The sequence below is a fragment of the Nosocomiicoccus sp. HMSC059G07 genome (assembly GCF_001815515.1).
GTDB lineage: Bacteria > Bacillota > Bacilli > Staphylococcales > Salinicoccaceae > Nosocomiicoccus > Nosocomiicoccus ampullae_A.
Map to the genome: position 1 here is coordinate 164,406 of NZ_KV820788.1, position 12,637 is coordinate 177,042.

General features: G+C 35.9%; 14 protein-coding genes. 12 read left to right on the plus strand and 2 right to left on the minus strand.

All coding sequences use genetic code 11. From position 1 onward, the window contains the following. Positions 1-574: 574 nt before the first annotated feature. The 6 genes from tatC (at position 575) to HMPREF3029_RS02325 (ending at position 8,275) form a co-directional block, all read left to right on the plus strand. A complete protein-coding gene (gene tatC / locus HMPREF3029_RS02300; RefSeq protein ID WP_070709513.1) occupies positions 575-1,345 on the plus strand; it encodes a twin-arginine translocase subunit TatC in 771 nt (256 codons plus the stop codon). A gap of 68 nt (positions 1,346-1,413) precedes the next feature. After that, complete coding sequence (locus HMPREF3029_RS02305) at positions 1,414-2,898, plus strand: UDP-N-acetylmuramoyl-L-alanyl-D-glutamate--2,6-diaminopimelate ligase (protein ID WP_070709515.1); 1,485 nt, start codon at positions 1,414-1,416, stop codon at positions 2,896-2,898. Between the two features lie 30 nt (positions 2,899-2,928). Further along, complete coding sequence (locus HMPREF3029_RS02310) at positions 2,929-4,485, plus strand: peptide chain release factor 3 (RefSeq protein WP_070709517.1); 1,557 nt, start codon at positions 2,929-2,931, stop codon at positions 4,483-4,485. Positions 4,486-4,671: 186 nt separating this feature from the next. Then, the gene (locus tag HMPREF3029_RS02315) at positions 4,672-5,463 is read left to right on the plus strand and encodes a TerC family protein (RefSeq protein WP_070709518.1); all 792 of its coding nucleotides are present in this window, start codon (positions 4,672-4,674) and stop codon (positions 5,461-5,463) included. Next, positions 5,453-6,826 (plus strand): S1C family serine protease, encoded by a 1,374-nt coding sequence (locus HMPREF3029_RS02320; RefSeq protein ID WP_070709520.1) that lies wholly within the window; start codon positions 5,453-5,455, stop codon positions 6,824-6,826. The genes HMPREF3029_RS02315 and HMPREF3029_RS02320 overlap by 11 nt, the downstream gene beginning before the upstream one ends. A gap of 99 nt (positions 6,827-6,925) precedes the next feature. Further along, positions 6,926-8,275: a TrkH family potassium uptake protein gene (locus tag HMPREF3029_RS02325; RefSeq protein WP_246828775.1), complete on the plus strand. Its 1,350-nt coding sequence runs from the start codon at positions 6,926-6,928 to the stop codon at positions 8,273-8,275. A 53-nt stretch (positions 8,276-8,328) separates the two neighbouring features. Here HMPREF3029_RS02325 and HMPREF3029_RS02330 read toward each other — a convergent pair whose 3' ends face one another. Continuing rightward, positions 8,329-8,502 (minus strand): DUF2187 family protein, encoded by a 174-nt coding sequence (locus tag HMPREF3029_RS02330; protein WP_102167279.1) that lies wholly within the window; start codon positions 8,500-8,502, stop codon positions 8,329-8,331. Positions 8,503-8,582: 80 nt separating this feature from the next. Then, positions 8,583-9,038 (minus strand): sigma-70 family RNA polymerase sigma factor, encoded by a 456-nt coding sequence (locus tag HMPREF3029_RS02335; RefSeq protein WP_070623287.1) that lies wholly within the window; start codon positions 9,036-9,038, stop codon positions 8,583-8,585. Positions 9,039-9,235: 197 nt separating this feature from the next. Between HMPREF3029_RS02335 and HMPREF3029_RS02340 the strand changes: the two genes are divergently transcribed. From HMPREF3029_RS02340 to HMPREF3029_RS02365, 6 genes are all read left to right on the plus strand, one after another. Beyond that, positions 9,236-9,745 (plus strand): competence protein ComK, encoded by a 510-nt coding sequence (locus tag HMPREF3029_RS02340; RefSeq protein ID WP_070709522.1) that lies wholly within the window; start codon positions 9,236-9,238, stop codon positions 9,743-9,745. Positions 9,746-9,771: 26 nt separating this feature from the next. After that, positions 9,772-10,593, plus strand: a complete 822-nt coding sequence (locus HMPREF3029_RS02345; protein ID WP_068127922.1) for a hypothetical protein — start codon at positions 9,772-9,774, stop codon at positions 10,591-10,593. A gap of 55 nt (positions 10,594-10,648) precedes the next feature. Further along, positions 10,649-11,374: a WecB/TagA/CpsF family glycosyltransferase gene (locus HMPREF3029_RS02350; RefSeq protein ID WP_070709526.1), complete on the plus strand. Its 726-nt coding sequence runs from the start codon at positions 10,649-10,651 to the stop codon at positions 11,372-11,374. A gap of 17 nt (positions 11,375-11,391) precedes the next feature. Then, positions 11,392-11,679, plus strand: a complete 288-nt coding sequence (locus tag HMPREF3029_RS02355) for a YveK family protein (protein ID WP_070709528.1) — start codon at positions 11,392-11,394, stop codon at positions 11,677-11,679. A 105-nt stretch (positions 11,680-11,784) separates the two neighbouring features. Further along, entirely contained in the window at positions 11,785-11,982 is a 198-nt protein-coding gene (locus HMPREF3029_RS02360) for a hypothetical protein (RefSeq protein ID WP_070709530.1), read from the plus strand. A gap of 19 nt (positions 11,983-12,001) precedes the next feature. Continuing rightward, on the plus strand, positions 12,002-12,634 hold the full coding sequence (locus HMPREF3029_RS02365; RefSeq protein ID WP_070709532.1) for a P-loop NTPase family protein: 633 nt from the start codon (positions 12,002-12,004) through the stop codon (positions 12,632-12,634). Positions 12,635-12,637 lie beyond the last annotated feature (3 nt).

The following is a 12,637-nucleotide window of genomic DNA, read 5'->3' on the forward strand; positions in this document are numbered from 1 at the left end:
AATGTATCAGAGGTGCCGTTAGCACGTTTAATTTAACGCAAATCCCTTTTGCGTAAAAGGGTAGTTCATCTATTTGACAATTACGCCGTTTGCGTCAACGAAACAGTGCCCCTTTTAACGCAAATCTCTTTTGCGTAAAAAGATGAAAAACAATTTAACGCAACACGCAATTGCGTAAACGACTATGAAATTAATTTTACGCAAATCAAAATTTACGAGTTTTTTCATCTGAAAGATAGGTCGGAAATGTATCAGAGGTGACGTTAGCACGTTTAATTTTACGCAAATCCCTTTTGCGTAAAAGAGCAGTTCATCTATTTGACAATTACGCCGTTTGCGTGAAATAAACAGAGGTCCGTTTAACACAAATCGTTTTTGCGTAAAAAGGTAATTCATCTATTTAACGATTACGCTGTTTTGGATCAACTATACGCAGGTTAGAAAATAAAACCGCTTCAATCAGCTACAACCACGTTTATAATCTTTTATATCAACACAATGTGTACTATAATAGATAGATGATTTAATGCGTTATTTTTAAAAATTCGTTGATTGGATTAGGTGGTACATATATATGTCTAACAATGATGAATATAAAGAAGTACAAGTGAGACGAAAGCGTAAGAAGCTGACTCAAGAAGATAATATGGCACCTCTCATGGACCATATTCTCGATTTAAGATCGGTTGTTATTAAATCAGCAATCACTGTCGTTTTATGCTTTATTGTGATTTTTGCGACGGTCGGTTGGTGGTTTCCTTACGTTTCAAAGGGTGCGAATATTGTCGTATTAGGACCTTTTGAGGTGATTCGTTTTTATTTACAAACATCTGGTGCGATTAGTGTTGGGTTATCTATACCGTTTATTTGCTGGTTCATATGGGGCTTTATGAAACCAGGACTCGTCGAAAAAGAGACGATGTTTATTAAAAGTTCGTTACCAGGAATGTTAATTTTATTTATAGCAGGTTTATTCTTTGGATACTTTGTCGTTCACCCAGTCAGTTATTTCTTTTTAATTTCACTCGGAGAAAAGAACTTTGAAGTAATTGTTACTGCAGATGAATATATGAGATTTTTACTGATGACGACCATTCCGTTTGGGTTAATATTCCAACTGCCTGTTGTCATACTATTTTTAAATTATATTGGATTATTAAATGCAGAAACGATGGTCGCTATAAGAAAATACGTCTATTTTGGACTATTAGTTTTAACGGCGATTATTATGCCTCCAGACGTATTTACACATTTAATAACTTTAACGCCAATGATTGTGTTGTATGAGATTAGTATCGTACTTATAAGAAGACGTGAAAGACGACAACAAAAACGTGCAGAATAAATACGCCTCTAGGGGCGTATTTTATTTTCATTAATGTATAATTAAATCAAACCGTTAGAGGTGAGAACATGAAAACTGAACAACTAATTTCATTACTAAAAATAAAAGAAATATATGGGACGTTACCGGAAGAAGTATTCGATATTACAATCGACTCTAGAGAAGTATCTGAAGGAACGATATTTGTCGCGTTAAAAGGTGCAACGACAGACGGTTTTGATTATATCGATCAAGCGATTGAAAAAGGCAGTAAGATGATATTATCAGACCGAAATAGGGAATTACCTGAAGGCGTTGGGTTATTAAAAGTAAAAGACCCAGTAAAAGTGTCTGCGCTATTTGCAGAGTACTTATATGATTTCCCACATGAAAGTATGACGATGGTCGGTGTCACTGGGACGAATGGTAAGACGACTGTTTCAACGATGATTCATAATTTAAGTATGAGTATGAATAAAAAAAGTGCATACTTAGGAACGAATGGATTTATGATTAATGAAGATACGTATCCATCGTTAAATACGACACCTGAGACGACTCGTTTGCATAAAAATTTTAATGAAGCGGTAAAAAAAGAAACTGAAGTATTTACGATGGAAGTGTCGAGTCACGCACTAAAGCTTGGGCGTACGTTTGGTGTGGATTTTGATATTGTGATATTTACGAATTTAACACAAGATCATTTGGATTTTCATGAAACGATGGAAAACTACGGGTTCACTAAAGGGCTACTCTTTTCTCAACTCGGTCAAGATTTAAAAAAGACAAAATACGTCATATTAAACAATTCTGATCCGTGGTCAAAAGAATATGCTACGATGACACCTTATGAAGTGATTTCATATGGATTAGATGAAAGTGCAGATTTTTATCCGACAAATATTAAAGGAAGTCTAGAAGGTACGACGTTTACGTTACACACGCCAGACGGTGAGTTTTATGTAGAATCACCATTTGTTGGAGATTACAATATTGAAAATTTAATATGTGCGATTATAAGTGAATGGTTACAAGGGTACGATTTAAATGATGTGATTGAAGCAATTAAACAGATGAAAGCTGTATCTGGTCGTTTAGAAGTGTTAGACAATGAATTACCGATTCATTTAATCATCGACTTTGCACATACGCCAGATGCGTTAGAAAAAGTCATTCAAACAATTCGTCCGTTTAACGATGGTAAATTGATTACAGTGTATGGAATGACTGGTGAAAGAGATTATTCAAAAGCCGAAGAGATGGGTCGTATTGCGAGTCTGTCAGATTATGTCGTAATCACTGTTGATAATCCGGGTAATGACGATAAAAACATGTTAATTGATATCGTCGAAAAAGGGATGACACACGATAATTACACGACAGAAATCGACCGTGAACAAGCGATAAAAATCGCTATAGATTATGCTGAACCTGGAGATACTGTGTTCCTTGCAGGAAAAGGGCGCGAGCCGTATCAAATTATGGAAAATCATATTAAAGAACCGCATCGCGATGATTTGATTGCATTAAATTTTGCGTATAAAAAATATAACTTTCCAGGATATGAAAACTAATAATAGATAGAATTGAATTAAGGAGATTGTATGGGACTTAAAGAAGAAATCAATAAAAGAAAAACATTTGCGATTATTTCGCACCCGGATGCCGGGAAAACGACGCTAACTGAGAAGCTATTACTATTCGGTGGTGCGATTCGTGAAGCGGGTGTCGTTAAAGGTAGAAAGACAGGTAAATTCGCAACATCAGACTGGATGAAAGTCGAACAAGAGCGTGGAATCTCAGTAACGAGTTCTGTCATGCAGTTTGATTTTGACGGATATAAAGTAAATATTTTAGATACACCTGGACACGAAGACTTCTCAGAAGACACGTATCGTACACTAATGGCCGTTGACAGTGCTGTTATGGTCATCGACGCAGCAGAAGGGATCGAACCTCAGACGTTAAAACTCTTTAAAGTAGCAAAAATGCGTGGGATTCCAGTGTTTACATTTATCAATAAACTTGACCGAGTCGGGAAAGATCCGTTTGAGCTTTTAGAAGAAATCGAAGAAACGTTAGATATTGAAACGTATCCGATGACGTGGCCAATTGGTATGGGACCAAGTTTCTTTGGGATTATTAATCGACGTACAAAAGAAATTAATCCGTACCGTGAAGAGACGATGTTGAAGTTAAACGACGATTACGAATTAGAAACGTCTCACGACATCGAAAAAGACTCTGCCTTCCAAGAGTCGATTGAAGAGTTTATGCTCGTCGAAGAAGCAGGGGACGCATTCGATGAAGAAAAAATCGCAACAGGAGATTTAACACCTGTATTTTTCGGTTCAGCATTATCTAACTTTGGTGTTGAGGAATTTTTAGACACGTTTGTTGACTTTGCACCGAGCCCAGAACCACTTGAAACAAAATCAGGTGAAGTAATCGATCCGACAGAAGAAGAATTTTCAGGATTTATCTTTAAAATTCAAGCGAACATGGACCCAAAACATAGAGATAGACTCGCATTTTTACGTATCGTATCCGGGCAATTTAACCGCGGTATGGAAGTGAAATTACAACGCACAGGTAAAAAACAAAAAGTCACACGTGCGACGATGTTTATGGCAGATGACACAGAAACTGTAGACGTAGCATATGCTGGAGATATTATCGGGTTATACGATACAGGAAACTACCAAATCGGTGATACGCTAACATCTGACAAGCATATCGAATTTAAAGAGTTACCACAGTTTACGCCAGAGTTATTTATGAAAGTCTCTGCTAAAAACGTGATGAAACAAAAGCACTTCTACAAAGGTATCGAGCAACTCGTTCAAGAAGGTGCAATACAGTATTATAAGACGATTCATACGAATCAACCGATTATCGGCGCAGTCGGTCAACTTCAATTCGAAGTATTTGAGCACCGTATGAAAAACGAATATAATACAGATGTCGTGATGGAACCAATCGGTAATAAACAAGCACGTTGGATCGAAAACGAAGAAGATATTACCGATCAAATGGATACACAGCGTTCTACACTTGTGTATGACCGTTACGACAACAAAGTATTTCTATTTGAAAATGATTTTGCACTGAGATGGTTTAGTGATAAATATCCTGAAATCAAATTATATAGTTTACTTTAATCAAATAAAACGCGTATAATAATGTCAATGAATAATATATGGGGAGTAACGACTAGTTTACTAGTAACACATCGTCATTACGGCAAATCGCCCGGTGTGTTAAGCAATATTTATTGTTCTGTGAGACCATAGTAATTAGACAGTGTCTATTTACTATGGTCTTTTTTATATTTAAGGAGTGAAGAAATGGATTATACTATATTATTAGAGTACGCATGGGTACTTATTGTACTTGTCGTATTAGAAGGTTTACTTGCAGCAGACAATGCGGTTGTACTTGCGGTTATGGTGAGACATTTATCGCCAAAAGATCGTAAGAAAGCATTATTTTACGGATTGCTCGGTGCATTTATATTTAGAATGATTGCGATACTATTACTCGTTTGGCTCGTACAATGGTGGTTTGTCCAAGCGTTCGGTGCGTTATACTTATTCTACGTTTCGTTTAGTCATTTAAAAGATATATATAAGCATAGAGGTCGATCAGAAGAAGAAATTGACGCATTAATTGAAAAGAACGAAAAAAAGGGTTCAGGATTTTGGATGACTGTACTTAAAGTAGAAATCGCAGATATTGCGTTTGCGGTCGATTCGATTTTAGCAGCTGCAGCTATTGCCCTTGCGTTACCACATGTCGGTGGAGACTTCTTCGGAGTAAACGCAGGACAATATACAGTGATGTTAATCGGTGGTTTACTTGGAGTTATTATTATGCGTTTCTTTGCGAACTGGTTCGTAAAATTACTTGCCGAACGACCAAGTTTAGAAGTCGCAGCATTTACTATCGTTGGTTGGGTTGGTGTTAAGTTAACAGTGTTAACACTCTCGCATGAAGCAGTCGGTATTTTACCAGAGACTTTCCCACATTCAACAATTTGGAAATTAACATTCTGGGCAGTCATGCTTATCATTATCCTAATCGGATGGTTTGCTGGTGGTAAGAAAAAAGATGTAAAGGATGATATGAATGCGCAATGATGATGATAGAAGAGAAAACTTTGATGAAAAGTATAGGCGTCGTACGCACGCTTTAGATGAGCACGATACAGTTCAATTTGAAAAAATTGACGATGATGATTTAAAAGATGATGTCAAAGACGAGCATGTTGATGAAAGAGAAGCACCATCTCACGATGATTTCCGTGAAGAACATGAAGTACAAAAAGAAGATGCGCCTAAACCAAGAACTAAGCGTGAAAAATCATCATTTTTACCAGGACTACTCGCAGGTATTATCGGTGCGATTTTAGTCGTTTCGTTGTATCACTTTTTATCTAACGATTCAAACAACGCAGATGAAGTCGTAAATGACACAAAAGATACCGCAGAAGTCCGTAAAGATATCGAAAGTAAGCACGAAGATAAATTAATTACGGATACGATTGTAGCTGTTGAAAAAGCAAAGCCTGCAGTCGTATCAGTCATTAACTTACAAAGCCAAACGAATTTATTTGGTAATGAGTCGTCACTCGCTGAAGCGGGAACTGGGTCTGGAGTCATTTATAAAACAGATGACAAATATGCTTACGTTATTACAAATAATCACGTCATTGATAAAGCAACTGAAGTTCAAGTAAACACTTCTGAAGGTGACAGTGTTGAAGCAGAGATTCTCGGCACAGATATTTGGACAGACTTAGCAGTTTTAAGAATGCCAAAAGGTAACATTACTGATGTGATTGAATTTGGAGATAGCGATAAATTACTCGTCGGTGAAGAGGCAATCGCAATTGGTTCACCACTCGGTGATATGTTTAGTGGATCTGTATCTAGAGGAATTGTATCTGCATTAGATAGACGTGTACCGGTTGATATTGATGGAAACGGTACGGATGACTGGGAAGCGGCAGTACTTCAAACAGATGCAGCTATTAACCCAGGTAACTCTGGTGGTGCACTCGTCAATAGTAAAGGTGAATTAATCGGTATTAACTCGATGAAAATTGGTTTAGAGAATGTCGAAGGTATTGGTTTTGCGATTCCATCAAACGATGTTAAAGCAATCGTCTCAGAGTTAGAAACTGGTGGAGAAGTGGACCGTCCTTTTATCGGAGTTGGCTTGCTCGACTTATATTTAATTAGTACGAGCGATCAACGTAACTATTTAAAATTGCCGAGTGATGTTAAAAATGGCGTAGTTCTATCGAGTATTGAACCAGGTTCTCCAGCTGAATATGCAGGATTAGAAGAATTAGCGGTCGTTACGAAATTAGATGACACTGAAGTCAATAACGCGATGGAATTTAGACAATATTTATATGGCAACAAAAAATCAGGCGACACGATTACTGTAACGTATTATTTAGACGGTAGACAGTATGAGACTGACGTCCAGTTATAATAAGATTTTAAACGAGCAGTAATGCTCGTTTTTTTATCGTAAATTAAATTGAAAGATTGATTTAATAGGCGTATAGTATGTCTAAAGGAGAGATACTGTGTGAAAATAATCATTAATTTATTAGACCGTATGAGCCCACAACGCTCGATATTCTTATATTATTTAGGCGCGTTAATTGTTTCTACGTTACTCATGCAACTGCCATTTTTCTATAATGAAGGTACATACATATCATTTATGGATACGTTATTCGTCACAGCTTCAGGTATCTCTGTTACGGGTCTTACGACGGTAAATATTGTCGACACGTTTAATACGTACGGGATTATTCTCTTAATGTTCATACTCAACCTCGGCGGTATTGGTATTATGGCGACGTCGACGTTTATATGGATTTTACTCGGTAGAAAGATCACATTAAGAAACCGAGCAGCAATCATGGTCGACAACAACCAATCCGCAATTGCAGGTGGGGTAAAGCTCGTTTTAAATATCGTGTCTTTACTGTTTTTAATCGAACTGATTGGTGCAATTATTTATACGTCAGTGTTTTATTATTTAACCGGTTCGTTTAAAGATGCACTCCTTCAAGGGACGTTTTTATCAGTATCTGCGACGACAAACGCTGGATTTGATTTATATCATCAATCGTTGATCGGACATAGTACAAACTTCTTTCTTACGGTTCCAGTAATGTTCCAAATCGTTCTCGGAGCGATTGGATATCCTGTATTAATCGAAGTGAAAGAGTTCTTTAGTCATAAAAACCCTCACTTTAGATTTAGTTTGTTTACGAAAGTGACGACGACGATGTATGCGTTACTTTATGTAATTGGTACAGTGTTTTATTTAATCATCGAGTGGAATGGTCCGCGTTTTCAAGATTCATTTATTACTAAAATGATGAACGCCTCGTTTATGAGTGTATCGTCAAGAAGTGCAGGAATCGTTATCGAAGACCCGTCGCTACTAAACGAAGCCACACAGCTTGTTTTAAGTATGTTAATGTTTATCGGATCATCACCATCCAGTGCGGGTGGGGGGATTCGTACGACGACATTTGCGATTTTGTTACTGACAGTAATTGCATTTGCAAGAAGTAAAGAATACCCGACGATATTTAAACGGACGATCGCAAAACAAGATGTTGAACGCGCATTTGTCGTGTTCGTCATGTCAATTGTTTTACTATTTTTAGGAATATCCGTCATCACGTTTGTTGAAGGTGACAAACATAGTTTAATGTCTATCATCTTTGAAGTATCGAGCGCGTTCGGAACGTGCGGGATGTCGATGGGCATAACAAATGACTTACAGACAAGCAGTGAGCTTATATTGATTGCACTGATGTTTATTGGCCGTGTCGGTTTTGTGAGTTTCTTATTAAGTTTTGGCAGCAAGAAAAAGACGATAATCAAATATCCGACAGAGCATTTAACAGTTGGTTAGAAATAAGAATAAAAAGAAAAAAGGCGTAAGCATTCGAGCTTACGCCTTAATCATTATTTTTTGATTGTATATCGTTTATGGTTTACTACTGTCTTTTCAAAATCTTCGTTTTCGTTCCAGTCCTCGTTTATTGTAATGTCGACGATGACTGAATTTTCGTTGATTTTTTCAACTTTACCAAGCATGCCATCGAACTCAACAATATCTCCGATTTCTGCTGGTACAATTTCTACTTCGTCTTTGTTCTTACTCATCGTAACCCCTCCAAATAATCATTATACTATTATACAATTTTCAACTATTTTTCTCAATAGAAGTGTGTATACAACGTTTTTCTCGCTTGTTTTCTTATGTTTTTTGCTGTTGATAAACTCACCCCTAAATGTTTGGCGATCTCAACGAGTGCATATCCATCAATCGTCATAAGTAGCCATGCATATTCTCGCTCAGTTAGTTTTTCTTTTACACCGATTAAATACAAATTCGCATCGATAGAATCGATAGGGATCGTATGTAGAACTCCATCTTCTGTCACTTGATATCGCTCTAATCGACGTGCATTTTTTCGAATTTCATCGATTAAACGTTGATAAATCATCGTGTAGACAAATTGTGATTCTTTACATTTGGACTCGTCGTGCTTGTTTAACGCTTCGTAAACCGCTAATCGGCCAATTTGCATATACTCATCTCGGTCATATAAAATATTCAGCCTGTTAATAATTGAAGCAATCATCGGTTCATACGATATAATCTTTTCCATTGTGACTCCTGTAAGAATCGATTCTTAAATTATTTCCGGATATGTGTAATGTACCGGGTTTTTAATCGTTCAAACAGGCGTCTTAATTAACAAAAGTTAACCTTAACTATAATAATAGTTAACAATGTAATGTATTTAAACATGAAATGATGTATAATTCGTTCTAATACTATAATTTATATGAAAGAGGACTTCCTATGAAAGGATTACCATATTTTACAAGAGACGTTAAATATATAGAACCGATTTATGATCCAACTTATATGTGTCAAGCGGTATCAGATTCTGGTATCGTTCAATATAAGAAATCGTCGGAAAACTGGTTAAATGAGTATTTAACATATTTTTATGCGACGAATCTATCTGCAATACGTAAACATGTTCAATTGAATTTCAACATCCATCGTATGATACCGATTTGTGTGGATCTCGAATATCAATTTATTATGTTTCCGTTAAATTCAAATAATAATAAGAACGTGTATTTTATTAATTTGGCTAAAGTATATCGGTGTATAAAACGTGAAAGTGGTACGACGATTGAGTTTATATGTGGAGATACGTTAGATGTCGAAATTTCATATAACCAATGTGAAAGTCAGTATGTAAAAGCGACGCAAATATATGACAGGTACGTGAAGTTTAGACATTTTAGAAGAAGATATTTAAGCGCAGAAACTAAAAAAACAATGTATAATATAAACTAATGACATGATGCGAAAAGAGGGATTGTATGGAAATTAAAGTCAAAGTTAAAGATAGTACGCATCAATTACAAATTTTTAAATATAAATTATCACTTGATCAAAAAGTAAGAGATTTGATTGCGTTGTTAACAGACGATTTACCATATTTAACACATGAAGTATCTAAGCTAACATATGGTGAGTATTCGTATAGCGAATTGTATGAAATGAAGTTAAATAAGTTGTTCGATGCTTTAAATAAAGCGAAGTTATCGTCAGATGATTTAACGCTAGAACTCTCAATTTTAGAAAGTAAAGATAAAAATATCGCACACTTAGATTTAGACTATACACAGTTTATTAAAATGTCAGATTTATATATCGATATTAAAAAAACATACCGTGTACCGAACAGTACGATCTTTTATATCCAACAAAATGGAGAGCAGTACGTTATTCGTAAAGAAGAAAACCATTTAGAGTTTTATAGTTTTAGACAGCAATTTGACGAAGCGTTTAAAGAAGACGATAGACTCCCATTTTTTGCGATTGAGTATAAATCAAAAGATGAAATGTCTCAAAAAGACATTCATTGGATTAAAAAATATCGATATCCTAAAAAAGAAAAAGAAAATCCATTTATCCATATCGAAGTCGCTAGAATATCACAAAGTATATTAGACGATATTACACGACTGATTCATAGGTTATACACGATTATTGGGCGTTTTGAACGCGGAAAAGTTCCATTTACTGAGGTCGATAAATTGCCAACGTATATAGAACAAGATGGAAAAGTTACGATTGGTTACGTTCCGATTCTACAACTCGAACGTATTTTACAACAAAAAAAGAGCCCGAATAATTAAGAAAAAAGTTTAAAAATCATGTATGATATAGATAAGACTGAAAGTAGTGAAAGACATGATTAAAAGGGTAGTACATTTACTTGGAATTCCGTTTGTAAATACGACACATGAACAGTTTGTAGACGAACTAAAGAGACGTCTTGAGCAAAAAGAAAAGACGTTCGTCGTAACAGCAAACCCAGAAATTTTAATGAAAACAAAAGAAGATAACGAATTTCAACATGTCGTTAAACGTGCGGATTATGTCACGCCGGATGGTATCGGAGTTGTATTACTTTCAAAGTTAAAAAGACGTCCGCTAAAAGAGCGAATTACCGGGTTTGATTTAACGGTCGATTTACTTCAATATGCTGATGACGAAAATTTAAGTGTGTATTTACTCGGTGCAAAAGAGTCTGTCAATAAAGAGGCGGTAAAACAAATTCAATCGACTTATCCGAATTTAAATATTGTCGGCAGACATCACGGATATATCGATATTGATGATGAAAAAATTCATGATGAGATTTATGAACAGTCACCAGATATCGTATTCGTCGCGCTCGGTGCACCAAAGCAAGAATTATTCATCGATCGTCATATTAAAAATGCACAAAAAGGGCTATTCATCGGTGTTGGTGGAAGTTTAGACGTCCATGCGAAAGCAGTGAAACGTGCGCCAGATATTTGGATTAAATTAAACTTAGAATGGTTGTACCGCATGATTAAACAACCAGAACGCATTAAAAGAAATATTAAAGTGTTTAGTTTTATGATAAAAACACTACTAAAAAATGATTAAACGTTAAGGAAGATTCTATGTCAAAACGTAATGTATCAAGTAAAGATTTTATATTATTAGCGAGTATATTAATTGGTGGAATAGTTGCGTCGTTATTTACATTGTTTTTTATTGATAATCAGTACAACGCGACTGCTGAATTTAACGTGCATACGGAAGAATCAGTAGATCCAGGAATTTATGAGGCGATTATTAAATCTGATAAAGTCGTTACAAAACTAAAAGAACAAGAGAACATTACGCTTCCTGTTCAAAAATTAAAAGAGAAGATTACTGTCACGTATAACGAAGATTCAGATACTTAAAAAGTTTCGGTAAGTTTAGACAATAGACGCGACTCTATACTGATCACAGAGAGCCTTGCACAAATCGCTACTGATGAAATAGAAACATTTGTACAAGGGAGTACAGTGGAGTATGTGACAGCTCCAGATGACGGTGTAGTAGAAGACAAGTCACATAAAGTTAAATTAATCTACGTTATTGTTGGGCTTATTATTGGATATTTTGTTGGTACGTTAATTGACACATTTCAAAAACCACGTGTCGGCAAACGTAAATCAGCGGAATCAGATTATACGGTACTTGGTTCGATACCAAAATATTAGTGTAAGTGAGTGATAATATATGTTAGACAATAGAAGACATATCGTAGTGAATGAGCCAGAAAGTGATGTCGCTTTAAAATATTTTAATATCGCAGACCGTATTAAATATTACACACAAAACAAGCAACGAGTGTTATTATTTGCATCTGAATATCAAAAAGAAGGGGTTACGACAATCGCAACTAACGTTGCGATCGCTTTAGCACGTAGGGGCGCTAACGTCGTATTTTTAGATGCAAATTTAGACGACCCGACAATTCACGACACATTTCACGTTCAATTAAGAAGCGGTATTACAGATGCGATAGCGACTGACAAAAGCATACTATCAGTGACGTATGACACACCAGTATATGGACTTTCTATGATTCATGTTGGGCTACAAACGTCGATTGGCAACGAAGTGTTTTTATCGAGTAAATTTAAATATATCATTGGCACGTTAAGAAATAAATTTGATTATTGTATTATTGATGCTGGTATGCGAATGTATGACACAGCGAATGTCGATGCAACTAAAGAAGCAATCGATGCGGCGGTGATTGTAAAAAATAAGGAACGTCATATCGTTCAGTCAAACGAACTGGCTTCACGACTAGAAGAAAGTGGCATAGAGATTTTAGGTGTCGTCAATAATTTTGATGAAAGTTAAAGG

Excerpts from the sequence above, each read along its gene's own strand:
- tatC (WP_070709513.1), top strand. The coding sequence starts at position 575 with ATGTCTAACAATGATGAATATAAAGAAGTACAAGTGAGACGAAAGCGT.
- HMPREF3029_RS02305 (WP_070709515.1), top strand. The coding sequence starts at position 1,414 with ATGAAAACTGAACAACTAATTTCATTACTAAAAATAAAAGAAATATAT.
- HMPREF3029_RS02310 (WP_070709517.1), top strand. The coding sequence starts at position 2,929 with ATGGGACTTAAAGAAGAAATCAATAAAAGAAAAACATTTGCGATTATT.
- HMPREF3029_RS02315 (WP_070709518.1), top strand. The coding sequence starts at position 4,672 with ATGGATTATACTATATTATTAGAGTACGCATGGGTACTTATTGTACTT.
- HMPREF3029_RS02320 (WP_070709520.1), top strand. The coding sequence starts at position 5,453 with ATGCGCAATGATGATGATAGAAGAGAAAACTTTGATGAAAAGTATAGG.
- HMPREF3029_RS02335 (WP_070623287.1), bottom strand. The coding sequence starts at position 9,038 with ATGGAAAAGATTATATCGTATGAACCGATGATTGCTTCAATTATTAAC.
- HMPREF3029_RS02340 (WP_070709522.1), top strand. The coding sequence starts at position 9,236 with ATGAAAGGATTACCATATTTTACAAGAGACGTTAAATATATAGAACCG.
- HMPREF3029_RS02345 (WP_068127922.1), top strand. The coding sequence starts at position 9,772 with ATGGAAATTAAAGTCAAAGTTAAAGATAGTACGCATCAATTACAAATT.
- HMPREF3029_RS02350 (WP_070709526.1), top strand. The coding sequence starts at position 10,649 with ATGATTAAAAGGGTAGTACATTTACTTGGAATTCCGTTTGTAAATACG.
- HMPREF3029_RS02355 (WP_070709528.1), top strand. The coding sequence starts at position 11,392 with ATGTCAAAACGTAATGTATCAAGTAAAGATTTTATATTATTAGCGAGT.
- HMPREF3029_RS02365 (WP_070709532.1), top strand. The coding sequence starts at position 12,002 with ATGTTAGACAATAGAAGACATATCGTAGTGAATGAGCCAGAAAGTGAT.